This window comes from Arcicella sp. LKC2W, assembly GCF_034931005.1.
Lineage (GTDB): Bacteria > Bacteroidota > Bacteroidia > Cytophagales > Spirosomataceae > Arcicella.
Genome location: NZ_JAYGIN010000007.1, coordinates 71,644 through 96,396, shown reverse-complemented (window position 1 = coordinate 96,396; position 24,753 = coordinate 71,644). Strand labels below are relative to the sequence as shown.

The window sequence follows — 24,753 nt, the reverse complement described above, 5'->3', positions numbered from 1 at the left end:
TAAATCTCAATATTTATACTCATTACAACAAAATAGGCGAACAGAAATGTTCGCCTATTTTGTTGTATGAACCCAATTTTAATTGTCTCCGTTATTCAATTGGATTTGAAAATTTGTGTAGGGACGAATAGCATTCGTCCATCGTTCTGAAAATGGACGAATGCTATTCGCCCCTACACAAATTGGTTTTCCTGAAAAGTAACCTAAATTTAACTACCGACTTAATTAACAACCATTCAATGGCTCGAAACTCCCCCAATAATCTCTCAGAAAATAAACCAAATATTCGTGAACGGCTGAAAGCCTTAGCCAATTTACCAGCTTTCTTGAAGGAAGTTTATCAGACTTCTCCAAGCTTGACAATTGGCAATACCATTTTACGTTTATTGCGTTCTTTAATGCCCGTGTCGTCGTTATATGTGGCGAAACTGATTATTGATGAGGTGATTTTACAGGTCAGCAGTACACCAAAAGACTTTCATCATTTGTATTTATTGATTGGTATAGAACTCGTTTTGGCAATTGTTGGTGATTTACTAACAAGAGGTATTAGTCTGACTGACAGCCTTTTAGGAGATTTATTCGCCAATAGAACATCAGTCCAATTGATGAAGCACGCAGCATCGTTGGATTTGGCACAATTTGAAGATGCTACCTTTTATGATAAACTTGAACGTGCCAGACAACAAACCGCTGGTCGTACGGTTTTGCTTTCTCAGACGCTCGCACAAGGGCAAGATGCCATCACGATGGGATTATTACTGATTGGCTTAATTGCCTTCAATCCTTGGTTAATTTTGCTTTTGTTAGTCGCCGTTATTCCTTCTTTTTTAGGCGAATTACACTTCAATGCCAAAAGCTATTCTTTGCAATATGGCTGGACTCCCCAACGTAGAGAGTTAGATTATTACCGTTTTATCGGGGCAAGTGACGATACCGCCAAAGAAGTAAAATTATTCGGACTTTCAGATTTTTTAATTGACCGATTCCAGACTTTATCAATCCAATATTTCAAAGAAAATCGTAAACTTTCCATCGAACGAGCCTCATGGGGAAGTTTGCTTTTAGCCATTGGCACATTAGGGTATTTTGCAGCTTATGGAATCATCATTTTTCAAACTATTAATGGTGCAGTAACCATTGGTAGTTTAACATTTTTGGCGGGTTCTTTCCGACAATTACGTGCTTTGTTAGAAGGAATTTTGGGGCGTTTCAACAGTATTTCGCAAGGAGCTTTATATTTGAACGATTTATTTGAATTTTATAAAATTGAACCCAAAATCACGTCTCCTATCATTGCAAGACCTTTTCCAAAAGAAATTCAAGAAGGATTTCGCTTTGAAAATGTTGGTTTTAAATATCCAAACTCCGATAAATGGGCAAATCGTCACTTGAATTTCACCTTGAAAGTTGGAGAAAAATTAGCTTTAGTGGGTGAAAATGGAGCAGGAAAAACCACACTCGTAAAACTTTTAGGGAGATTATACGACCCCGACGAAGGCACAATTTATTTAGATGGTTACGATTTAAAAGAATATAATTTATCAGAACTCAGAGAAAGAATTGGGGTTATTTTCCAAGATTTTCAGCGTTTTCAGTTCACGGCGGGGGATAATATTGCCGTTGGAGATATTTCAAGAAGGGAAATTTTGCCCGAATTACAAAGAGCCGCTCACCAAAGTTTAGCTGATACAGTAATTGAAAAATTACCACTCAATTATCAACAACCACTCGGACGGCGATTTGCCAAAGGTGTTGAACTTTCGGGAGGTGAATGGCAAAAAGTGGCTCTTGCTCGTGCGTATTTGCGTGAAGCCGATGTATTGATTTTAGACGAACCAACGGCAGCACTTGATGCCCGAGCGGAATATGAAGTTTTCAAGCGTTTTGCAGATTTGACCAAAGGGAAAACGGCAATCTTGATTTCCCATCGTTTTTCAACGGTACGAATGGCGGATAGAATTTTGGTATTAGACAAAGGGCAAATATTAGAAATCGGAACGCACGAAGAATTATTAGCCCAAAACGGACGTTACGCAGAATTATTTAATTTGCAAGCGGAAGGTTATCGATGAGTTTCTAAATAAAATAGAACACAGATTAAACGGATTGGACACGGATTAGATATTTATTTTAAAAGTCAAATCTTAAATAAACTTCATTAATTCATTAAAATCTGTGTCTAATCTGTCCAATCTGTGTTCCATGATTTAAGTAACCATGAGAAAAATCATCCACATAGACATGGACGCATTTTATGCTTCCGTTGAGCAAAGGGATAATCCCGATTTGCGTGGAAAACCTGTGGCGGTGGGTGGTTCTCGTGAGCGTGGAGTTGTAGCTGCCGCCAGTTATGAAGCACGCAAATTTGGCGTTCGGTCGGCAATGTCATCTATTATTGCAGCTCGTAAATGTCCGAATTTGATTTTCGTAAAACCACGATTTGAAGCCTACAAAGCCGTTTCTAATCAAATCAGAGAGGTATTTTTAGAATATACTCCACTCGTAGAACCTCTTTCTTTGGACGAAGCCTATCTTGATGTTACTGAAAATTTAAAGGGAATTCAATCAGCAACACAAATTGCCCAAGAAATAAAAATCAAGATAAAAGAACGCACTCAACTAACGGCTTCTGCGGGAGTTTCTTACAATAAATTCTTGGCAAAATTAGCTTCCGACTACAATAAACCCGACGGATTATTTGTAATAAAACCCAATCAGGGAGAGAAATTTGTGGAAGATTTAGACGTTTATCGCTTTCACGGAATTGGTAAAGTGACGGCTGAGAAAATGAATAAAATGGAGATTTTTACGGGTTTAGATTTACGACAAAAAGACGAAGCCTTCCTCCGCAAACATTTTGGAAAAGCGGGTGGCTATTATTTTGACATTGCTCGTGCCATTGATAATCGTCCTGTAAACCCTGACCGTATTCGTAAATCAGTTGGCTCTGAAAACACTTTCAATCATGATTTAGAAACAAAAATAGAATTAGAAGCAGGTTTAGCTCCGTTAATAGAAGACGTTTGGCGTTATTGCCATCGTACTAACGTCTATGGTAGAACAATCAATTTGAAAGTAAAATACCTTGATTTTCAACAAATTACACGAAGTAAAACTACTTTGTCAGCCATTATGGATAAATCATTTTTCGAGAAAATTGCGTATGATTTATTAGAGCAAATTTTACCCGTACCGAAGGGTGTCAGATTATTGGGTATTTCACTTTCTAATTTAGAATTTGCAGATGAAATGATTGGGAAACAACTAACGCTCAATTTTTGAGGTTGAACAGATTTTTTAGTTATTTCCCAAAAAACTTAATATCCAAAGATAAATTTCTTCAATACAATACCATTATTTTTTATCGTAATTGAGTTGATTCTATTCTGAGCATCCAAATCATAAGTAACAAAATTGTCAATGGCACCGTTATTATATGATTTCGGAATGACTGCCGAACAAGCTAAAGTCATAACTGCATCATTGTAGGGCATATTCAAAAACTGTGTCTTTTTTGCTAAAATGTGCAGAGGGTTTTCCACTGTAGTATATTCGCCCAAGATATTGGTTTTATCTAAATACGAACCTTCTTTCCACAACAACTTAGATAGTAAATTGGCATTGTTATATTGAAGACTCAAAAGATTATTGGTTGTTCCAGTTCCATAATCCAAACTCAACAAATTGCCTGCACTATTATAAGTCCAAGTATTATTTCCCGAATTTCTGATTTGTAAACCGTCTGTACTATAAGTATAATTCCAAATTTGGCTACCATCAGCATAATTTGCTCCTTTGTAGCTGTATTTGATACTCTGCACCAACGAATTTGAGTTTCTTGTAATGTCATAAGTCAATACAAAATCTTTATTGGTTGTGGTATTGAGCGTAGTTTCAGAAAAAGAAGTCAACGTCTCTGCTTGCCAAGTATAAGCGTAAGTAGTTGGATTTTTTTGATTGTAAGATTCCACCAAAAGCGTTTTCGGAAGTCTTGAAACAGGAATTACATCAATGGGAGTAGCTTCTTGAAATTGGCAAGCTCCTGATATTAAAAGCAGGATAAATAGAACGATATTTTGTTTGAACAGTTGCATGACGATTTGTGTTAAAATTTAAAACATTTCCAATATAAAAGCCTTCTGAATTAAACTCCAGAAGGCTTTTGATGTATAACCCAATCAGTTATATTGATATACTTACTATGCTCTGTATAATACTTTTTTAACAGCATCAATTGTTCCTTGTACACTTGGAAGAATTGCTTCTAAGAGTGTTGCAGCATAAGGTAAAGGTAAATCTTTTGAGTTTACACGAATAACTGGAGAATCCATGAAATCAAAAGCAAAACGTTGAACGTTATAAGCAATTTCAGAAGAAAGAGCTGCAATTGGGTTCGCTTCTTCAACTACCACACAACGATTTGTTCTTTTTACAGAGTTAAGAATTGTTTCGTAATCAATTGGTCTAACAGTTCTTAAATCAATAACTTCTGCGTTGATTCCCATTTTCGTTAATTCTGCAACGGCTGGCATCACTACTCTCGAAAGCATTTTACCAAAAGTCACAATTGTAACGTCTGTACCTTCTTTCACGATATTTGCTTTTCCGATTGGAGTTAAATATTCTCCGTCTGGCACAAGACCTTTATCGCCGTACATTAATTCTGATTCCATGAAAATAACTGGGTCATTATCACGAATAGCTGATTTCAATAAACCTTTTGCATCAGCAGGGTTTGAAGGAATAACTACTTTTAAACCTGGAGTATTAGCAAACCAGTTTTCAAAGTTTGATGAGTGTTGAGAAGACAATTGTCCAGCGTTACCAGTTGGCCCACGAAATACAATTGGACAAGAATACTGCCCGCCTGACATTGACATCATTTTGGCAGCCGAGTTAATAATTTGGTCAACGGCTACCAACGAGAAGTTGAAAGTCATGAATTCAACAATTGGACGAAGACCATTTGCTGCCGCACCAACGGCAATTCCTGCAAAACCTAACTCAGCAATTGGCGTATCAATTACTCTTTCTGGACCAAATTCGTCCAACATTCCTTGCGAAACCTTATAAGCACCATTGTATTCGGCTACTTCTTCTCCCATCAAAAAAACCGATGCGTCTTTACGCATTTCTTCATTCATGGCTTCACGAAGTGCCTCTCTAAATTGTATTTCTCTCATTTTAAAGTTGTCAGTTTATGAGTTTATAAGTTTATGACTGTAAGACTATTGAGCAAGAATCTATCACATAAAGTAAATTTAAGATAGCATTTTACTCAATTATTCACAAACTTTAAATCCATACAAAATTAGGCAAGAAAGTTTATTCTGCCAACGTGTAGAATAGTTAATTGTTAATTAATATTTATCTCAAATATCTCACCTCTGCATTGGTTGCCACTTTAGATAGGTAGCCGAACGCCAAAGCCATTCCATTGGCCCATAATTGAATTTTGAGAGCCACCATTTACTGAAAATAATTTGTAAAAGGAATATCCCTATTCCGATTAAATAGCACCAACCTGCATTAAATTCTCCTGCCAAACCAAAGCCAATTCCATAAAACAAAATAACACCTATTGCACTCTGTAACAGATAGTTAGTCAATCCCATTTTGCCAACTGTCACAAATTTATCCAAAACCCATCGCATACTTTTTAGGTTGAGTAATAATGATATACCTGTGATGTACAACAAGGTCATGGTGATGCAATGAATGGTATATAAAGAATTGGCAATTATATTCATCCAAGCACCCAATTTCTCCCATAATTTCATTTGCTCTATCGTAATAAAAAAGGCAACAATAAAGACATTCGCAATTAAACTTGCCCACATTATTTTTTTGAAAAACGATTTTCTTTCCTCAAAATGTTCAAATAACCTCTTTTTACCCACCCAAAGTCCCAATAAAAAGAACCCCAATGTGATATATATTCTACCTGACGAAAACTGAAAGTCGGCTTTCGACTTAAAATCTTTAAAATTTTGAGCTATCACTTCTGAATATGTTCCTTTTTTGAGGATGCTATAAGATTTTGCCGTTTCTTTCTCATACTTTTCTCCTTCAACTTTTTGTTCCTTTTCTGTTTTAGGTTTTTCTTGGGGCTTCATTGTTTGCACAACATCTCGAACAATTACGGGTACATTCAAGATAAAAAACAAAATACCTATCCATAAAATTTTATCGCTGACATTTCTAAATAATATCATCACGAAACCCAAAATGGCATAAATTCCTAAAATATCTCCTTTCCAATGAATATGATGAATGAAACCGATGATAAACAAAATCACCAAACGCCACATAAATCTTGGGATAAAATTGGTATCATCTTCTTTACGTTGGAGCAATTGAATGGCAAAACTGAGTCCGAATAAAAACGAAAAAAGGGTGTAAAATTTCCCATCGATAAAGATTCCTCCAAAGTAATTGGCAATGGCAGTTCCTACATCATTTTGGTATTTTTGCCAAACCGTACTGGGAATTCCGCCTGCAATGAACCAGCCACCAATATGGGCTAAAATAATTCCTAACAGGGCAAAACCACGTAATCCATCAATCAAGAAAATTCTTTCTTTGGGTGCAACAAGGGCATTTTTCATAGTGCTTAGTTTAAAGAGCTAATGGTTCAAATGACTATTAGATGTTAAAGTAAGCGAAAAGGTTGCAAATGTTTTGTAACACGGGAATCTTTCCCATGAATATTTTAGCTAATTCACAGGAAAGATTCCCGTGTTACTCATTTTAAATACTCACCCCCAAATGATACCCAGACAAAAATGCCCCCTCCACATTTCCAATTCCAAACCCATCACCTCCTAAATAAATATTTTGGTTTTCTATTTGATAAAATTCTTTCTCATAACGCTTACTTGCAAGACTATAACGCCAACGATGTACTTGTGTGGAAACGACATTTTCAGGATTAATCCATTGACTTACAGATGATAACATTTCTTGAGCGACTTCTTGTAAATTATCCTCCAAATGTTTTTTGCTGAATGCTGCCGAAGCGTGAATCGTTGCCGTTGGGATTTCGGTAATACCTTTTTGAAAATTATCAGCAATCCATGCTACGGGCTGATTTTCTAAAATAATTCCTCCACTTGGTATTTCTGTGGCTTGTTTTAAAACTGCCATTACTGCCATACAAGGGTCATATTCAATTGAATTGATTACGGATTTATCCTTTTCAGAAAATGAAATTTGAGAAGCCTCAAAAAGGTCAATTACTTGCGGAATTGGAATGGTAATAATGAGATTATCAAACAAATAGCTTTGCCCTGATTCGGTTTTTACTTCATTATTTCCAATTGAGATTACTTTTTCATTCAAATGAATTGTTAAATCAGAAGCCATTTTCTTGGGAATTGTATTCATTCCTTTTGCTCCAATATAACGTACATTTTGTCTTTGAACCAAATGCCATTCTTTTGTAATATGCTCAGTTTGTAAGTCTGAAATTAATGCTTGAAACTCCGCAGATTTTACTGAAAAATATTGAGCTCCATGGTCGGCTTTAGCGTTGTCAATAGTTCGGGTTGACATTCTTCCACCTACGCCACGACCTTTGTCTAAAATCGTTACGTCGTGTCCTTTTTCTACTAAAACTTTGGCGGCTGAAAGCCCTGTCATTCCTGCTCCGATAATGATTGTTTTCAAGATAATTGATTGTTAAATTTAAAATAGTAACCGTTTTTAGCTTTAGATGTTTTTATAAAACAAAAAGAGAACTCTTGCGGAGTTCTCTTTTTGAAAATCTAAGTATTCTAAAACGATTAGAAACGAATCTGTAAGTTAGCATTGAACATTGTTCCTAACTGACTGAACTGTGAACCGTTATATCCAAGAATATCATAACGACCACTAAATCCTAAGAAACCTCTCAATAATGCTTTTTTCTCAGGTGTATTGATTGCCGCTGCACCTGCTGCATTTTGAGCTTCTAAATCCCATTTTGGTAAAATATTCAATAAGTTGTTTGCATTAGCAGTGAAAGAAACATTTTTGCTAAAGTTATAACTTACGCTCAAATCCGTAACAACTGCTGGTGTAAATACAGCTTTGATATTTTCCATATCAGCACCACCGTTATCTAAATCTTGGAAAGCAGTTGAGCCAAATAATGTGTTAGCTAAATTTACATTCCATTTTTTCACACCGTAATTGAAAGCAAGAATCGCTTTGTATTTTGGACGGCTTTCTGTTAATAAAGACTTGATTTGTGTATTCAAAATGCTTGAACCCGCTGCTTTGATAGCATCTGGCGTAGTTGGATTTCCTACAATTTCATTTTGTAACATGATATTTCCTGCAAGATTAACGCCTAACTTTCCTTGTCCTAAATTGATATTTTTGTAAGCTATCACAAAGTCAATACCAGAGTTTACCGTTTCGATACCATTGATAAAGAATTGTACCGTTCTAACACCTGCTTGTGACAAAATCTTTCCTAAAGCACTGTTTGCATCGCTTGATGAGATAGATGAGCTATATACAATTCTATCTTTTACATTGATAGTAAAATAATCTAAAGTAATACTTAAATTATTGGTTGGGTTCAATCCTAAACCAAATGTATAGTTCATTGATTCTTCTGGTTTCAAGGCAGGAATTCCTAATAATCTTGCTTGAACACTTTTGTTATTAAACAAACCAGACAATTGAATTTGTCCACCCACAAAAGCAGCTTGAACTGATTGAGCATAAATTTGGTGTAAAGTTGGAGCTCTGAAACCTGTTGAAGCCGAACCTCTTAATACAACTTTATCATCAGCAAATTTATAACGAGTAGATAATTTCCAAACATTTTTTGAACCAAAATCACTATAACTTTCAGTACGAACAGTACCGTTAATTAAGAAATCTTTTGATACATCATAGCTTAAATCTAAATAAGCACCTACGTTAAAACGTTGGTTACTTCCTGCATTGATAGCATTAATACCTGGGAATGAATTTGACCCTTCGCCAGAATAAGATGCTTCATCACCTGCAATGATTGTGTATTTTTCAGAACGAGCTTCCATACCAAAAGCAATGCCTAATTTATCAGTAATTGCTTTTGAAACGTCAATGTTTCCGACAATATGACCAAATTCATATCCTCCTGGCTTAAAACGAGTTGGACTTGCAGTTCCTAAAGTTCTGTTTACGGTATTATCAACGGTATAACCTTGCGTGTTTCCACCAATAGTTAAACTTCCGTCATGTTTCCAGCCGTTAGTTTCACCTCTTAAACCCAAAGAAGCGTTATAGTCAACTAAATCTCCTTCAAAAGTTGGTACATAACCAACGTAACCTTTATAAGTATCTACGTTATCAGTTGAGAATGCTAATGTTTCTTTTGTGATATAATTTTTACCACCGTTATCAGTTACACTGTGTAATAAACCACGGTCTTGTCTCCAATAAGGAGTACGATAATTGGCAAAACTTGATACTCTTTTGATAACCATTGCGGCATTACCATAAAGTTCATTTTTGTCACCAACAGGGATTCCGAAGTTTACTAAAAACTTACCCGCAGTAGTTTCGGCAGTACCATTAATGTTTCCACCTGTTGGATTATCTTTCAAAAATGTTGTAATTAAAGCATCTTGAGCAGGACTTCCTCCGAATGTTGCAATTTCAGTTGGAACATGAATAATACCTGAACGAACCGCTGAATTTTGCTGAGAAAAGTCAACTGTATAGTTTACAAAACCTTTCGTTCCAAAATTTGCTCCACCATTCAAGGCTAAACCATACATTCCACCATCACCAGCAGAAGTAATTCCTGTATTGAAGTTTAACGAAGTATATTCGTATTTATCCTTCAAAATAATGTTCATTACACCTGCAATAGCATCAGAACCATATTGAGCAGAAGCACCATCACGTAAAATTTCTACACGCTTGATTGCGTTTTGAGGAATTGCAGAAATATCAACACCTGTTTCTCCACGACCTGGCGAAAACTGAACATACAATAACGAACTCAAGTTTTTACGCTTTCCGTTTACAAGTACCAAAGTACGGCTTGGTCCCATATTACGAATTTCCCAAGGGTCTAATAAAGTAGTTGCATCATTCACAGGCGTATTTACCGTATTGAAAGATGGAACACTGTATTGAAGAGCTTTATCAAATGTAGTTTGACCTGTCATTTTCAAGTCGCTTGCTCCAATAATATCAATTGGAAGAGCAGCGTCTGTAACCGTTCTTTGAGCATTACGACTACCCGTTGAAACAACAACTTCATCAAGTTGTGTAGTAGAAGGAGCAAGCTGAACATCAATAACTGTTGCAGAACCAACAGTTTGGGTTACTGAAGTGTAACCAATAAAAGAGAAGACTAATTTGCTACCTTCAGCAGCAACGATTTTGTAACTACCGCTGGCATCAGTAACGACACCACGACTTGTACCCTGTACAGATACATTGACACTTGGAATAACAGCACCGCTTGAAGCATCTGTAACTTTTCCTGTTCTTTCTTGGGCAAACAGAGTACCCACAGTCCCGAGCATTATCAGGACGAATGATAAAATTTGTTTCATGTGATTATTAGAAAAGGTTAATGTTAAATAAAATAACAAACCCTAAATTAGTATATTTTGTTCTCAGTAATTAATTACTTAAGACCAAATATTATTCTGACTTAGGGTACGATTGGCAATTATTATTTTATTATTTCGCAATTAACAGATAAAATTTGAAAATCCCAAAAATGTCAATCCTTGCTTTTGTCAGTTATAAATAAAAATTAAAAATTAGATATTTATTTAGATTTTATTTTTCAGACATTGTACTTTTCTAAGTTTTCAAAAGTTAAACTACCGTTTTAATAGGGTGTTAATCCTTTATTTTCAATCATAAAGAAAAATACATTTTTCAGCTTAAACTCATCAAGTATCAATCGAAAATAAATTAGTGTGTCAATATTAATTCTCTTAATTTTGTAAGCTGACAAAACAGAAATATCATAAAATAGATGAGTGAACACTATCATTTATGAGATGAATATTAGCCAATATTACATAGATTTAGCGATTAATTTTTACATTAAAACAAGGTAAATATGTCGAATAACGATATTTTAAAAAAATTGAGAGTTGCCCTTAGTCTTCGCAATGATGACATCATTCATATTCTGTCATTAGTTGGCTTTACGGCTACCAATGCTGAATTAGGCGATATGTTCAGAGCAGAAGACCATCCTAAATTCAAGAAATGTGGCGACCAAATTCTTCGTAATTTCTTAAATGGCTTAGTTATTCATCTGAGAGGCCCGAGAGAAGAGAAAGTTTAAATATATAGGGATTAGTTTATTTGAGATTAGGAAACAGGCAAATTATTTCCTCCTGATTTAGAATAAATAGATTTTTAATCTAATGCCTCACCTACCCTAAAAACGTCTTCAAAGGAATTATACAAAGGTACAGGCGACAATCTGATAACATTGGGTTCTCGCCAGTCGCCAATAATTCCTTTTTTTATTAATTTATCGAATAATTCTTTGCCGTTTTTTTCTACCAAAATTGATAATTGACATCCACTTTCGTCAGGATTTGTGGGTGTAATAATATTGAGAATTTGCTCATTTTTTTGATTAAATTCTTCCAAAATAAACCTGAGAAAACCTGTCAGTTTTATACTTTTTTCTCTCAGGTTTTCAATACCCGCTTTCTCGGTAATTTCTAAAGCTGCTCTATGACAAGCCATTGCCAAAATAGTAGGCGTACTCAATTGCCAGCCGTCCGCTCCATTCATTGGAACAAAGCCTTTTTCCATTTTGAAACGGGTTTTCTCTTCATAACCCCACCAACCTGCCAATCGTTGTAAATTAGACTGATGGTGATTTTCATGAACAAAAATTCCAGAAACGCCACCCATACCAGAATTGAGATATTTATAAGAACACCAAACCGCAAAATCCACATTCCAATCGTGTAATTGTAGGAGAATATTTCCGACGCAATGAGCCAAATCAAAACCTACTTTCGCCCCCATTTCTTGTGCTTTTTCCGTAATCAACTTCATGTCAAAAACTTGCCCTGAATAATAATTAATTCCGCCCATCATCACCAAAGCCAATGAGTCTTTATTTTCCTCAATTTTCTGCAAAATATCTTCTGTGCGGAGCGTAAGTTCTCCTTCTCTCGGGAAAATTTCAATGATTGCCTCCTCAGGATTAATCCCTCTAAATTCCAAATGTGTTTCTAAAGCATATTGGTCGGACGGAAAAGCACCACCTTCGCACAAAATCTTAAATCGGGTTTCAGTAGGTTGATAAAATGAAACCATCATCAAGTGTAAATTGACGGTTAAATTATTCATTACCGAAACTTCCGAAGGCTTGGCTCCTACAATTTTAGCTAAAGGTTTTTTGAGATGTTTGAGGTAGCCAATCCAATTATCTTCGCCTTCAAACCAACCTTCAACACCTAAATTTTGCCATTTATCTAATTCATTATCAAGGCATTGACGAACGGATTTAGGTTGTAAACCCAAAGAGTTTCCGCACATATAAATTTGTTGTTTCCCTTCGTGAACAGGAATATGGAAGAGATTTCGAAAGTCTTTTAACGTATCCGCTTGGTCGAGTTCTTGAGCGTATTGAAGTGTGTTTTGGAATGACATTGTTTTGTTGATGTTTTCTTACAAAACTAATGATAAAGAGTAGATGTTCAAATTTTAAGATGAAAGGGAAGCCACAAACGCTTCTGGTTCGTCGGGTGTTAGAAGAATTTTCTTTTCATCGTTTGTTGTCACTAATACAAAATTCTCTTTACGAGTAATATACCATGTCATACTGCCCAAAGTAGAATTCCAAAATTTACCGTAGCTTCCAAAAAATCCGCCAGAACCAAACGTCCGAATACTATTTTTCACTTTAGATTCATCAATCATTTCTACGGATTTAATATCGCTTCTCAGAATTTTGACATCACTTATCATACGATGTATCATTAATTTATCGTCAGAAACAGTGTAATTATTGGGACGAAATGCGTAGGCAATTAACAAAATCAATGTTAACGAAATAGGGATAACAGGTAATGCCTTTTGTTTATTTACAAGTTCATCGGTAAGGGTAAGGGCAAAAACTATAACTCCAATTATTACCACACAAACGGCGATAGTTGTAATTTTATTAAATTTGTCTAAGGAAGTAGTAAAAGTTTTCATTTTTAGGGAGATTAAATTGATTTCGTGAAAATAGGTGAAATTACATCACCTTCCAAAGTAATTTTAAAGCATCCATCAAATCAGCGTGATAATTGGCGGCAATGGGAACAAAAACATTATCGGTAACACTAATTTGATGCTTTTCTACTTTTAAAACATGATTTAGATTGACTAAATATGACTTATGAATACGCATAAATTTATGCTTTGGTAGCGATTCTATTGCTTCCGTCATGGTCATCCGAGTGAGTGTTTTTCTGTTCTTTTCCTTGAAAGTCAGGTAATTGCCTTCCGACTGTACATAGAGCAAATCATCAATCACAATTCGTACTAAATCATAACCTTCTTTCACAAATAAATAAGGCATATCTGCTTCTTTTCCTTTTACTTCTTGCATTCCGTCATAAGCCTTTTGGCAAGCCTTCATAAATCGTGTAAATTCGATTGGCTTCATCAAATAGTCTATGGCATTCAAATTAAACGCATCAACGGCATATTGAGAATACGCCGTTACGAAAATTACCGACGTATTTTCTGGTAATAATTGTGAGAAATCCAATCCAGTAATATCAGGCATATTGATGTCTAAAAACACCAAATCAACAGGATTTTGCTTGATGTATTCTAAGGCTTCTTTAGCACTTACAAACGTAGATTGCAGGTCGAGAAAACTTACTTTTTTGGCATGAGCTTTAATAACTTCTAACGCTAACGGTTCGTCGTCAATGGCAATGGCTTTGAGCATTTTGAGTACGACAGGTTTCCAACCTGTCATTAGTTAAGGTTGTAGCACAGGTTTCCAACCTGTCTATTGAAAATTATGGAATGACAGGTTGGAAACCTGTCCTACAAATTTACAGTAAGTGAAACCGTAAAAACATTATCCGACGAATTAGTAGCAAGCTGATAACCAGCAGGATAATATAAATCTAAACGTCGTTTGGTATTTTCTAAACCCGTTCCTGTTCCAACCTCCAATTTATCATTTACTTTGATAATACTATTTTTACAGATAAAAGTAAGTTGCTGATTTTCAACCCGAAAACTCATTTCGATAAAACTTTCTTCGTTGATACTAATTCCATATTTAAAGGCATTTTCGATGTAGGGAATTACCAATAAAGGAGCGATTTGAGCAGGGTTTTCATCCCAATTAATATCTGTTTCAATGCTGATATTTGGTCGATTTGGTACTCGCATTTTATTCAATTCAATAAAATCATGCAAAAATCGAATCTCTTTTTCCGCCTCAATTTTTTCATTTTTTGTCCCCTCCACCACGTGTCGCATAATACTTGACAATTGTAAAATCCCTTCCGAAGTTTTGGGACTTTCCTCTACAATTGCCGAGCCATAAAGATTATTTAGCACATTAAACAAAAAATGCGGATTAATCTGAGCCTTCAAAGCCGTTAGCTCCGCTTGGGATTTTTGGGCGATTAATTGGGCTTGGGTTTTGGTGTTTTTAACGTAGTTTTTAACTAAACCATAAGTGATAATAAGTAAAAAAAATAATGCAGTTGAAAGTGTAGCATCTCTTTCCCTATAATCCTTTATCAATGCTCCAACAGCATCTTTTGAGGTAGTACTTTTAACTTCTGAAAATTTATCAATGAAAGCATTATTTTTGTTCAACAACCAATAGATTGATTCCCAAAATAAATTATAAAAAACAAGCAACCAAATTATAAAAGCTAATATATAATTTGTATCTACTTTTTGAAGAATGTATTTGAAGAAAATGCGGTAAAAAACTTCACCAAATAGATAAATCACTGAACCAAAAATTATTACTATGAAAAATAAAGGAAATATCATTAACACATTTACTCCAATTGTATTTTCACAATCTTTACATCCTCTATTATATCCATCATTCATTCCTTTAGTAAAGTCTATGATAAACTCCCCTCTTTCAACTAATACAAAAGCACATAATCCTGTAATTAATAATATCCACCCGTAGTATTTATCAAAAAAAGCCTTGTTTTTAGGCTGACCAACAGGCATATTTTTAGTCGTATTTTTCATCTTAAAAAAGTTTAGCAATTAGCATGATTAAAATAGGAAAACTTGTAATAAAATTCCAAACAGCATGTAAACCCATACTATAAATAAGTCCAAATTTCATTCTGATAAAACCCAAAACATAACCCGAAACAAACTGACTACTTACCAATGGAATGGCTAAAAAATAGTTATTGATATGTTCAAAATTAGTGAGGTGCATCAGCCCAAAGATAATAGCAGAGAGATGAAAAATAAAAGGGAAGAAGCGAATCCATTGTTTTTCAAGTTGGTTATCAAAAGGTTTCATAGCAATTCTGATGACTGGAATTAGAGAAAAAGTAATACCAACAATAAAGGCAATGTCTTGGTTATCTTTTATGGTAAATTTTGCAATTAGCCAAACAACCATTAATATCATCACTGCAATAGCCGTTTTACTATATCTGAGAGCATATCTAAAGGTAAGTTCTTCAAAAATTGGAGCAAAAGCGACAATCATTAAATAGTTCGTCCAGTTTTTATCCCATACAACACTTTCAGCACCTGTTAGTTTTTTTGTAATGAAAATAACTAAAAATATGATTGGCAAAAGACTCAATTTGAATTTGAGCAATTGTTTAATGGAAGCAATTTTGTTTTGAAGAGTCAGCGTACTTTCTTCAACGTTGTAATTGGGATTTTTGACGTAATTTAAAAATTCGTGAACCATTTGCTTATACTGACTTTTCGGGCGATTCCATGATACATTTGCGAGCGTAAAGGTAAGTTCCATAGCTGTTAATTAGTTTTGATTTGTTTGATGATTCAAAACTACGTAGAACAATACACCGCTAAAAATGGAAGTGATGAAGTTGAAAAGATTTGGGACGAAGTAGTGGTTTGGTGGGATTTGGGGGACTCGCAGATAATACTTGACTTACGCCTTGATTTTCAAACGCAGATTTAAACAGATTTTTGTCAATAAAAAACGCAGATTCAAACAGAACAAAATCTGCTTAAATCTGCGTTATCAGCGTGCAAAAAAACTTACAAAGCTCCTGCAATAATCTCTTCCACAACCGTCGGGTCGAGTAATGTTGATGTATCGCCTAAGCTACCTATTTCTCCTTCGGCAACTTTTCTTAAAATTCTTCGCATGATTTTACCCGAACGTGTTTTTGGTAAACCACTCACAAATTGGATTTTATCAGGTTTGGCAATGGGTCCAATTACACGGGTAACCGTTGCTAAAATATCTTTACGAGTTAAGTCTAAATCACCCAAATGTTTTTCGCAAATCACGTAGGCATAGATTCCTTGTCCTTTGATGTCGTGTGGATAACCCACAACGGCAGATTCTACCACACCTAAGTGCATATTGATGGCATTTTCAACTTCGGCAGTACCAATACGGTGTCCAGAAACGTTCATCACATCATCCACACGTCCCGTAATTCTGTAATATCCGTCTTCGTCACGCATACAACCATCACCTGTGAAATAGAGATTTTTGTAAGTCGAGAAATACGTTTGGATACAACGTTCATGGTCACCATAAGTAGTACGAATAATACCTGGCCAAGGGAATTTAATACACAAGTTTCCAGAAACACCATTACCTTTAATTTCATTACCGTTTTCATCCACTAAAATGGGCTGAACTCCTGGCAAAGGCAAAGTTGCATAAGCTGGTTTTGTTTTGGTAATTCCTGCAATTGGTGAAATCATGATACCACCCGTTTCAGTTTGCCACCATGTATCTACAATTGGGCATTTACCTTTTCCGATGTTCTCATTATACCAATTCCATGCTTCTTCGTTGATTGGCTCACCTACCGAACCAAGCGTTTTTAATGAACTAAGGTCTTTATTTTCAACGAATTTATCGCCAAAGCCCATCAACGAACGAATTGCCGTTGGTGCTGTATAGAGGATATCAACTTTGTGCTTATCAATCACCTCCCAAAAACGTCCTGCATCTGGATAAGTTGGTACACCTTCAAACATCAAACTGGTTGCACCATAACACAATGGGCCATAAACAATGTATGAATGTCCCGTAATCCAACCAATATCTGCCGTACAAAAATGCACTTGATTAGGTTGATATTGGAAAACGTTAGCAAATGTATAAGTGGCATAAACCATGTAACCACCACAAGTATGCACCACGCCTTTCGGTTTGCCCGTAGAACCTGATGTATAAAGAATGAACAACATATCTTCGGCATCCATTTCTTCGGCTGGACAGTCGGATGATACCGTTTTTACTTCATTTTCCCACCATACATCACGACCTTTTAACATAGAAACTGGGGTGCGAGTACGGGTTGATACGATAACTTTTTGAACAGACGGACATTGAATCAAAGCATCGTCAACGGTTGCTTTCAAGCCTATTTCTTTATTTCCTCTGAACGAACCGTCAGACGTTACAACGATATTACATTGAGCATCATTAATACGGTCAGCGATTGACTGAGCCGAAAAACCACCAAATACCACCGAGTGAATTGCACCAATTCTGGCACAAGCCAAAACCGCAATCGCCAACTCAGGAATCATCGGCATATAAATACAAATTCTATCCCCTTTTTTAGCTCCGTGTTTTTTCAAAACGTTAGCAAATTGACATACTTTTTGATGTAACATCTTGTATGTCAATGTGATTGATTCTTCTTCAGGGTCGTTAGATTCCCAAATAATAGCAGGTTGGTCGCCACGAGTAGCCAAATGACGGTCGAGAGCATTTTCGGTAATATTCATTTTACCACCCACAAACCACTTGGTATGAGCTTTAGAAAAGTCCCACTCCAACGTTTTTTTCCACGGTTTACGCCATTGGAAATTCTGAGCAACTTCTGCCCAAAATCCTTCGGGGTCAGTAACTGATTGATTATAAACTTCTTCGTATTCGTCGAATGATGAGATTTGTAAATTCATTTTTTGGTACTGTTGGTTTTTGATTATCAGTTTTTTACCCAAAGGCAAAGTAAATCGTAATTCTAATGGTAATTTGTTATTTCACATTAATTTTCTAAATTGAACAAAATAAATGTGGTACAACGTTTTATAATAAAATAGTTAATAATATGACAGCAATAGTGAATAAAAATATGGTTAAAGAAGCTCTTCGTGAATTAATTGATGAAGAATCTGTGACCCTTAAAAACACGCTAATCTCAATTTTTATTAATAATCCAAATCATACTTCAGATAAGGAGTTAGAGTTTCTAAACTCTTTTTTAAAAAATCTAAATGAAATTCAAAATAGAGAAGAACATACTCCCAACTCTGATGACGAATTTGAAAAACTTATAGATAAAAATTTCGAACGTTTCGGAGAAACTTTTAGAGCCTTAGCATGATACAATATTTAAACAAAGAACAAATTATCAGGTTAAATCAAGCTACACTTTATGCACATGGAGGAAATTTCATGCCTCCTCATAATTTTCTACACGAAGAAAACCTTGATTATCTCATCGAAGCAGTCCAAGCTGAAATGTTTGGTGTACCACTCTATCCTACTATTTCCGATAAAGCTGCCATTTATTGTTACAACATTATCTGTAATCATATTTTTACAGATGGAAATAAACGCACTGGCTTGGCAGCTTCATTAATCTTTTTAAATCTAAATAAATATGACATTTCAACAAAAATTACTAATCCAATACTAACCGATTTTATTATCAAAGTTGCTTCTGGACAATCAAGTTTAGCAGAGTGTCGATTATGGTTTTCTGCAAATACTATCATTACAGACTAAAGTCTGCGATACTAAGAAAAATACAATTTATTCTCCTTCAAAGCATATCCCAAAATTACAACTCAAAATTACAGAATCTATCCTTGTTTGAAAGTATTACGCTAAAATAATATACCTTATCTTGCTAAAATAATATCGCTATTTTAAAGTACATTTCCAATCTTTCGTTTCAATAAAACTTGCTTTATTTCTTCCAAAATTGCGGGGTCATCAATTGTCGATGGAACAGTAAATTGTTCTCCATCAGCTAATTGTCGAATTACTTTTCGGAGGATTTTCCCTGAGCGAGTTTTGGGCAAACGTTTTACTAAAATGGTATTTCGATAAAAGGCAATAGCTCCTATTTTATCACGAATGAGCGTAATTGTCTCATTTTCAAGTATTTTATCATCAATCAATTGACTATCTTTTAATACGACAAAACCAATAGGTCTTTGTCCACGCAATTCGTCTGCAATACCTAAAACTGCACATTCTGCCACAGCTGGATGAGAGGCAATAATTTCTTCCATCGCTCCCGTAGAAAGGCGATGTCCCGCCACATTTATAACATCGTCAACTCGTCCCATCACATATACATAGCCGTCTTCATCTATATATCCACCGTCACCTGTGAGATAATAACCCTCAAAAGTGCTTAGATATGATTCTTTAAAACGGTGATTATCATTCCAAAGTGTTGGTAAACTACCAGGAGCCATTGGTAGTTTAATACAAATATATCCTTCTTCATTGGCTTTCAATTCCTCTCCTGCTTCATTCAAAATCTTTAATTCAAAGCCACAAACTGGCTTCGTGGCAGACCCAACTTTTACAGAAAACTCCTCTACTCCCATCATATTGGCAACAATCCCCCAACCAGTTTCTGTTTGCCACCAGTGGTCAATTACAGGAAGATTAGAAATTTCTTTTAGCCACAATAAAGTTGATGGGTCGCAACGTTCACCTGCTACAAAAATACTTTTCAGCGAACTGAGGTCATATTTTTTCATTAATTCAACCGTTGGGTCTTCTTTTCTGATAGCTCTGAAAGCGGTCGGAGCAGTAAAAAAGCAATTAACTTTATGGTCGGCAATTACTCGCCAAAAAGTACCAGCATCGGGAGTTCTAATGGGTTTGCCTTCAAAAAAGACGCTTGTACAACCATAAATTAAGGGTGCATAAATAATATAGGAATGCCCCACAACCCAACCAATATCCGATGCCGCCCAGAATACATTTCCTGCTTTTACATTATAAATATCTTGCATTGAGTAGTGCATCGCTACGGCATGACCACCATTATCTCTAACAATCCCTTTTGGTTTGCCCGTCGTGCCAGATGTATAAAGAATATAAAGCGGGTCTATTGCATCAACTTCCACACAATCAGCGGATTGAGCATTATTCTGCAATGCTTTAAAGTCAATATCACGACCCTCAATCATGCTGGCAAGTGCTTGTGGACGTTGCAAAACAATGGTATATTCTGGTTTAAATTCAGCTTTTTCGATGGCATCATCTAACAGCGGTTTGTATGGAATTACTTTATCAAACTCTATTCCGCAAGAAGCTGAGATGATAACTTTGGGCTTGGCATCATCAATTCTAATGGCTAATTCGCTCGGTGCAAAACCGCCAAAAACGACGGAATGAATTGCCCCTAATCTTGCACAAGCCAACATCGCCATGGCTGCTTCGGGTACCATCGGCATATAAATGACCACGGTATCACCTTTTTCAACGCCAAGACTTTTTAGTCCACCTGCCAATTTTGCTACGGCATCACGCAATTCTCTAAACGTATATTTCTTTACAGAGTTGGTTGCAGGCGAATCATAAATAAGTGCGTGTTGCTCACCTCTCCCATTTTCAACGTGATAATCGAGGGCTAAGTAAGCAGTATTGAGTTTTCCACCTTCAAACCAACGATAAAAACCGTCTTCATCTTGCGACAGGATGGTTTCTGGCTTTTTGAACCATGCAATTTTATCAGCTTGCTCTGCCCAAAATTGCTCTTTATTATGAATACTATGATTATATTTTTCTTGATATTTCATGATTTTAGAAGGATTTAACAGAGTGATTTTTCAAAAAAGGCAATAGATTTCCCTGAATGATTTTAGGTATTTCATGAAAAATCAGATTATTTTTCATAATTCCTATAATCATTCCTACTATTAAAAATCACTCAATTACTGGTTTTAAGAAGCCGAGCCAGAAACTACATTGATGGCTAAGGCATTTACTTTTGCCACTAAAGTACGTGTTGAAAAAGGTTTGGTAACGTACAAATCTGCCCCTACTGAATATCCTTTTTCCATATCCATTTCTTTATTTTTGGCACTCAGAAAAATTACTTTTATATGCTCGAAGCGAAGACTATTTTTGACGTGATAACAAACTTCATAACCATCAACATTAGGCATCATTATGTCCAACAAAATAATGGATGGCACTTCTTTTTCAATAATATCCATCGCTTCTGAGCCGTCACGAGCAATAAAAACTTGATAGCCTTCTTTTTTCATTAGAAATTCTAATGACATCAAAATACTTGGCTCGTCGTCAACGATTAAAACTTTTATTAACTCTTTCATTTTTTTAGATGCTTGATATTTCGATGTTTGATTTTTGATGGTCGATGTTTGATTTTCAATGTTTGAGAAAACGAACATCAAATAACAAACATCAAGCATCGAAATTTAAACTACTGAAATCATAAAGGTGAATTTTGATCCACTGCCTACTTCACTTTCTACCCAAATTTGCCCATTGTGTAATTCTATAATTTTCTTAGAAATCGCCAATCCGAGTCCGCTACCTTTTGGTTTTTTAATGGTTTGGTCTTCTGCTTGGAAGAATTTATCGAAAATGAGCCGTTGGAATTTCTTATCAATACCAGCACCATTATCCTGAACACTGGTATAAATACAACCTTCTACGTAATGTGTTGCAATGATGATTTCACCTTTTTGCGGTTCACAATATTTAATGGCATTCGACAACAAATTAACTACCACTTGTGTCAATTTATCACGGTCTGCTTCAAATCTTGGGGCAAAACGGTCTGGAATAAAGACCAATTTGATACTCTTTTCCTTCACTTGTTGATGTAAAGTATCAATGACATCTTTGATAATATCCTGAATATCAACTTCTTCTTTGTCTAATTTTTGTTTCCCTGATTCGTATTTTTCTAAATCTAAAACCTGATTGATGAGTCTTCCCAAACGGTCGGATTCTTTCACGACTGTTCCTAAAAAATGCTCTCGTTCATCAGGCTCCATATCTGGATTATCAAAAACAATTTCAGATAAAGCACGAATAGAAGTCAGTGGTGTTCTGATTTCGTGGGCAACTGTTGAGAGGAAATCGTCTTTCAGTTTATCAGTACGTTTCAAAATTTCGTTGGCATCTTTTAGTTCAGAAGTCGCTTTTTCTAACTCAACTGATTTTTTTCTCAAGCTTTTATTGGCTGATAATAATTCTTGCGAAGATTTCAAAATACTGATTACTTCTTCGGTAGAAATTTTCTCTTCTTTTGATACCGATGAAATCATAATCCGAGCCGATGCCGTTCCGACTACTCCTGCCAAAAGTTTTTCGACGTATCCAACCAATTTAGGGTCAGCTCGTTCACTTTTAGTATTCAAACCGTGCTTTTGAGCAAAAAGCCTTAATACTTTTTCAGAGCGTTTTTCACCAAAAAAATTGCTCAAAAGTATCTTTATATCATGCACATACGCAGTTCCACGCCAAATGGCAGAAGGTTCTAATTGTTCAGAATATTGAAAAATATCCACAAAAATTACCGCTTGATTATGCTCAATTGAGGAAACAGGACTATTAATTGAAAAGTATAAATAACAACCAACGTTAATCATCAAACTCCAAAATAATCCGTGCGAGATATTATCCATTCCTTTCAACCCAAAAAGTGAAAAAGGTTTCAGAAATTCCATTCCAAATAAACCGTAGTCAATAATTGATTGAGGGAAAAAACCTGCTCCCACAATTGAAGGCAACACCAGTGTATAAAACCAAACGATTGCCCCTGAAACTAAACCAATTAAAGCTCCTTTGCGATTACCTGTTTTCCAAAAAATACCGCCAATAATAGCTGGCGTAAATTGTGCAACGGCAGTAAATGAAACCATTCCGATGGAAACTAAAGAATAATGTTCTGCTATTGTTTTGTAATATAAATACGCCAAAAGCAAGATTAATACAATGGAAGTTCTACGAATATTATTCACCAACCCACTCAAATTTCCTTGAAAATGTTCTTGTATTTTTTTACTTTTCAAGACAACAGGCATTACTAAGTTATTGGAAACCATCACACTAAGAGCAATTGTTTCAACGATAATCATACTTGTTGCTGCCGAAAAACCACCAATGTAGGTAAATAGAGTCAGTATTTTCTGATTGAACTTTAAAGGAATTGCCAATACATAATTATCAGGATTGACGGTATTATTGGTAAAAAGTAATTCTCCACCCAATGCCGTCGGAATCACAAAAATATTAATCAGTAACAAATACAAAGGAAACAACCACATGGCTTTATTGAGGTGTTTTTCATTGACATTTTCAACGACTGCTACTTGAAATTGGCGTGGCAAAAACATGATAGCCGCCATCGACAAAAAAATATGCCAAACCCAACCCGAAGCATCCGAATCATTGTTAAAAACAAATGTCTTTCTTAATTCTGGTATTAAACTGGCTCTCTGAAAAATATCTCCAAAACCATCAAAAACGATGTAGGTTACAAAAATTCCCGTTGCTAAAAATGCTGCTAATTTGATAATTGACTCGGCTGCAATGGCAGTTACCATTCCTTCGTGGCGTTCGGTTGAATCAATTTTACGAGTTCCAAAAATGATGGTAAAAACCGACAAAACTACCGCAATGTAAAAGGCTAAGTCTCCCCAAAATAAATTATCCGCATTTTGGTCACCCGAAGAATGTGCTACAATCAAAAAACTGCTCGAAATTGCTTTTAACTGAATAGCGATGTAAGGCAAAACGCCCAAAATACAAATCAACGTAACTAAAACGCCCAAAGTGGCACTTTTCCCATATCTGGACGAAATAAAATCAGCTATTGAGGTGATTCTCTGCACTTTACAAATTCTAATAATCTTCCGTAAAACAACCCACCAAAGTGGCATCATAATGGTTGGACCAATAAAAACGGCTAAAAATTCGATACCGTTTGTTACTGCTCTTCCGACTGACCCAAAGAACGTCCAAGCGGTACAATAAACCGCCAGCGAAAGTGCATAGATATACGGATTGGTAACTAAGCTTTTCCCTTTTTCAGATTGTTTTTCTGCCCAATAGGCAACGCCAAAAAGAAATGCCAGATAAAGCAACGAAACCATTATTAATACGACACTATTCATCTTTCTTGATTTCTTTACTTTCCTTTTTGATTACTCGAAATATGGTAATAATAGACAAAATCCAAACAGCGAAAATATACAAATAAAGCACAGGTATTCCGTTGATGCTACTTTCACTATTAAAAATTGATAAAACTGGAAAGGTAAAAAGCACCAGAAATAAACAACTTATTATTAATAATTTTTGGTCTTTGTGAGTTTCCATTAATGAAGAATTAGTAAATCTGTTTAAACTTTGAGATTTCTTAGAAATAAGACTTATAAATTATCTTCATAACCCCGTCTGACTATCGTCCGACTACGTGTAATGTTCTATGAAGTCAGACGATAGTCAGACGGAGTCCGCTCGACCAGACCATAAGATTCCATTTAATCACACCTTCTATTCTTGAACAATTTAACTAATTTTTATGGCTA

General features: G+C 35.5%; 20 protein-coding genes. 6 read left to right on the top strand and 14 right to left on the bottom strand.

Annotated elements, in window-relative coordinates:
* The first annotated feature begins 239 nt into the window (after positions 1–239).
* Together VB796_RS07595 and dinB are read left to right on the top strand one after the other, a co-directional pair.
* Positions 240–2,075, top strand: a complete 1,836-nt coding sequence (locus VB796_RS07595) for an ABC transporter ATP-binding protein (protein ID WP_323345922.1) — start codon at positions 240–242, stop codon at positions 2,073–2,075.
* 145 nt (positions 2,076–2,220) lie between these two features.
* On the top strand, positions 2,221–3,285 hold the full coding sequence (dinB, locus tag VB796_RS07590; protein WP_323345921.1) for a DNA polymerase IV: 1,065 nt from the start codon (positions 2,221–2,223) through the stop codon (positions 3,283–3,285).
* A gap of 35 nt (positions 3,286–3,320) precedes the next feature.
* Here dinB and VB796_RS07585 read toward each other — a convergent pair whose 3' ends face one another.
* The 5 genes from VB796_RS07585 to VB796_RS07565 form a co-directional block, all read right to left on the bottom strand.
* Complete coding sequence (locus VB796_RS07585; RefSeq protein ID WP_323345920.1) at positions 3,321–4,097, bottom strand: hypothetical protein; 777 nt, start codon at positions 4,095–4,097, stop codon at positions 3,321–3,323.
* Between the two features lie 105 nt (positions 4,098–4,202).
* Positions 4,203–5,186 carry a pyruvate dehydrogenase complex E1 component subunit beta gene (locus tag VB796_RS07580; RefSeq protein WP_323345919.1) on the bottom strand — a complete coding sequence of 328 codons (984 nt, stop codon included), beginning with the start codon at positions 5,184–5,186 and terminating at the stop codon, positions 4,203–4,205.
* A 198-nt stretch (positions 5,187–5,384) separates the two neighbouring features.
* On the bottom strand, positions 5,385–6,611 hold the full coding sequence (locus VB796_RS07575; RefSeq protein ID WP_323345918.1) for a DUF418 domain-containing protein: 1,227 nt from the start codon (positions 6,609–6,611) through the stop codon (positions 5,385–5,387).
* Positions 6,612–6,753: 142 nt separating this feature from the next.
* The gene (locus tag VB796_RS07570; RefSeq protein WP_323345917.1) at positions 6,754–7,671 is read right to left on the bottom strand and encodes an NAD(P)/FAD-dependent oxidoreductase; all 918 of its coding nucleotides are present in this window, start codon (positions 7,669–7,671) and stop codon (positions 6,754–6,756) included.
* 116 nt (positions 7,672–7,787) lie between these two features.
* Complete coding sequence (locus VB796_RS07565) at positions 7,788–10,550, bottom strand: TonB-dependent receptor (RefSeq protein ID WP_323345916.1); 2,763 nt, start codon at positions 10,548–10,550, stop codon at positions 7,788–7,790.
* Positions 10,551–11,071: 521 nt separating this feature from the next.
* On the opposite strand from VB796_RS07565, the gene VB796_RS07560 reads away from it, so the two are divergent.
* Positions 11,072–11,302, top strand: a complete 231-nt coding sequence (locus VB796_RS07560; RefSeq protein WP_323345915.1) for a DUF1456 family protein — start codon at positions 11,072–11,074, stop codon at positions 11,300–11,302.
* A gap of 74 nt (positions 11,303–11,376) precedes the next feature.
* Here VB796_RS07560 and kynU read toward each other — a convergent pair whose 3' ends face one another.
* From kynU to VB796_RS07535, 5 genes are all read right to left on the bottom strand, one after another.
* Entirely contained in the window at positions 11,377–12,633 is a 1,257-nt protein-coding gene (kynU, locus tag VB796_RS07555; RefSeq protein WP_323345914.1) for a kynureninase, read from the bottom strand.
* Positions 12,634–12,687: 54 nt separating this feature from the next.
* Positions 12,688–13,182 carry a PH domain-containing protein gene (locus VB796_RS07550; RefSeq protein WP_323345913.1) on the bottom strand — a complete coding sequence of 165 codons (495 nt, stop codon included), beginning with the start codon at positions 13,180–13,182 and terminating at the stop codon, positions 12,688–12,690.
* Positions 13,183–13,222: 40 nt separating this feature from the next.
* On the bottom strand, positions 13,223–13,957 hold the full coding sequence (locus VB796_RS07545; RefSeq protein WP_323345912.1) for a LytTR family DNA-binding domain-containing protein: 735 nt from the start codon (positions 13,955–13,957) through the stop codon (positions 13,223–13,225).
* Positions 13,958–14,028: 71 nt separating this feature from the next.
* The gene (locus VB796_RS07540; protein WP_323345911.1) at positions 14,029–15,213 is read right to left on the bottom strand and encodes a sensor histidine kinase; all 1,185 of its coding nucleotides are present in this window, start codon (positions 15,211–15,213) and stop codon (positions 14,029–14,031) included.
* Position 15,214: 1 nt separating this feature from the next.
* Positions 15,215–15,964, bottom strand: coding sequence for a CPBP family intramembrane glutamic endopeptidase (locus tag VB796_RS07535; RefSeq protein WP_323345910.1), 750 nt, complete (start codon positions 15,962–15,964; stop codon positions 15,215–15,217).
* Between the two features lie 27 nt (positions 15,965–15,991).
* Between VB796_RS07535 and VB796_RS07530 the strand changes: the two genes are divergently transcribed.
* The gene (locus VB796_RS07530) at positions 15,992–16,138 is read left to right on the top strand and encodes a hypothetical protein (protein WP_323345909.1); all 147 of its coding nucleotides are present in this window, start codon (positions 15,992–15,994) and stop codon (positions 16,136–16,138) included.
* 80 nt (positions 16,139–16,218) lie between these two features.
* Here VB796_RS07530 and acs read toward each other — a convergent pair whose 3' ends face one another.
* Positions 16,219–18,114 (bottom strand): acetate--CoA ligase, encoded by a 1,896-nt coding sequence (gene acs / locus VB796_RS07525; RefSeq protein ID WP_323345908.1) that lies wholly within the window; start codon positions 18,112–18,114, stop codon positions 16,219–16,221.
* Between the two features lie 149 nt (positions 18,115–18,263).
* Here acs and VB796_RS07520 point away from each other — a divergent pair, with 149 nt between their 5' ends.
* Positions 18,264–18,539 carry a hypothetical protein gene (locus VB796_RS07520; RefSeq protein ID WP_323345907.1) on the top strand — a complete coding sequence of 92 codons (276 nt, stop codon included), beginning with the start codon at positions 18,264–18,266 and terminating at the stop codon, positions 18,537–18,539.
* The gene (locus tag VB796_RS07515; protein WP_323345906.1) at positions 18,536–18,943 is read left to right on the top strand and encodes a type II toxin-antitoxin system death-on-curing family toxin; all 408 of its coding nucleotides are present in this window, start codon (positions 18,536–18,538) and stop codon (positions 18,941–18,943) included. Before VB796_RS07520 ends, VB796_RS07515 begins: the two co-directional genes overlap by 4 nt.
* 143 nt (positions 18,944–19,086) lie before the next feature.
* On the opposite strand, the gene VB796_RS07510 is transcribed toward VB796_RS07515, so the two are convergent.
* From VB796_RS07510 to VB796_RS07500, 3 genes are all read right to left on the bottom strand, one after another.
* Positions 19,087–20,982 (bottom strand): propionyl-CoA synthetase, encoded by a 1,896-nt coding sequence (locus VB796_RS07510; RefSeq protein WP_323345905.1) that lies wholly within the window; start codon positions 20,980–20,982, stop codon positions 19,087–19,089.
* Positions 20,983–21,126: 144 nt separating this feature from the next.
* A complete protein-coding gene (locus tag VB796_RS07505; protein ID WP_323345904.1) occupies positions 21,127–21,522 on the bottom strand; it encodes a response regulator in 396 nt (131 codons plus the stop codon).
* Positions 21,523–21,627: 105 nt separating this feature from the next.
* Complete coding sequence (locus VB796_RS07500) at positions 21,628–24,336, bottom strand: sensor histidine kinase (RefSeq protein ID WP_323345903.1); 2,709 nt, start codon at positions 24,334–24,336, stop codon at positions 21,628–21,630.
* Positions 24,337–24,753: the final 417 nt, after the last annotated feature.

Coding starts and splice junctions, on each gene's coding strand:
- VB796_RS07595 (WP_323345922.1), top strand. CDS start 240: ATGGCTCGAAACTCCCCCAATAATCTCTCAGAAAATAAACCAAATATT.
- dinB (WP_323345921.1), top strand. CDS start 2,221: ATGAGAAAAATCATCCACATAGACATGGACGCATTTTATGCTTCCGTT.
- VB796_RS07585 (WP_323345920.1), bottom strand. CDS start 4,097: ATGCAACTGTTCAAACAAAATATCGTTCTATTTATCCTGCTTTTAATA.
- VB796_RS07580 (WP_323345919.1), bottom strand. CDS start 5,186: ATGAGAGAAATACAATTTAGAGAGGCACTTCGTGAAGCCATGAATGAA.
- VB796_RS07575 (WP_323345918.1), bottom strand. CDS start 6,611: ATGAAAAATGCCCTTGTTGCACCCAAAGAAAGAATTTTCTTGATTGAT.
- VB796_RS07565 (WP_323345916.1), bottom strand. CDS start 10,550: ATGAAACAAATTTTATCATTCGTCCTGATAATGCTCGGGACTGTGGGT.
- VB796_RS07560 (WP_323345915.1), top strand. CDS start 11,072: ATGTCGAATAACGATATTTTAAAAAAATTGAGAGTTGCCCTTAGTCTT.
- kynU (WP_323345914.1), bottom strand. CDS start 12,633: ATGTCATTCCAAAACACACTTCAATACGCTCAAGAACTCGACCAAGCG.
- VB796_RS07550 (WP_323345913.1), bottom strand. CDS start 13,182: ATGAAAACTTTTACTACTTCCTTAGACAAATTTAATAAAATTACAACT.
- VB796_RS07545 (WP_323345912.1), bottom strand. CDS start 13,957: ATGACAGGTTGGAAACCTGTCGTACTCAAAATGCTCAAAGCCATTGCC.
- VB796_RS07540 (WP_323345911.1), bottom strand. CDS start 15,213: ATGAAAAATACGACTAAAAATATGCCTGTTGGTCAGCCTAAAAACAAG.
- VB796_RS07535 (WP_323345910.1), bottom strand. CDS start 15,964: ATGGAACTTACCTTTACGCTCGCAAATGTATCATGGAATCGCCCGAAA.
- VB796_RS07530 (WP_323345909.1), top strand. CDS start 15,992: ATGATTCAAAACTACGTAGAACAATACACCGCTAAAAATGGAAGTGAT.
- acs (WP_323345908.1), bottom strand. CDS start 18,114: ATGAATTTACAAATCTCATCATTCGACGAATACGAAGAAGTTTATAAT.
- VB796_RS07520 (WP_323345907.1), top strand. CDS start 18,264: ATGACAGCAATAGTGAATAAAAATATGGTTAAAGAAGCTCTTCGTGAA.
- VB796_RS07515 (WP_323345906.1), top strand. CDS start 18,536: ATGATACAATATTTAAACAAAGAACAAATTATCAGGTTAAATCAAGCT.
- VB796_RS07510 (WP_323345905.1), bottom strand. CDS start 20,982: ATGAAATATCAAGAAAAATATAATCATAGTATTCATAATAAAGAGCAA.
- VB796_RS07505 (WP_323345904.1), bottom strand. CDS start 21,522: ATGAAAGAGTTAATAAAAGTTTTAATCGTTGACGACGAGCCAAGTATT.
- VB796_RS07500 (WP_323345903.1), bottom strand. CDS start 24,336: ATGAATAGTGTCGTATTAATAATGGTTTCGTTGCTTTATCTGGCATTT.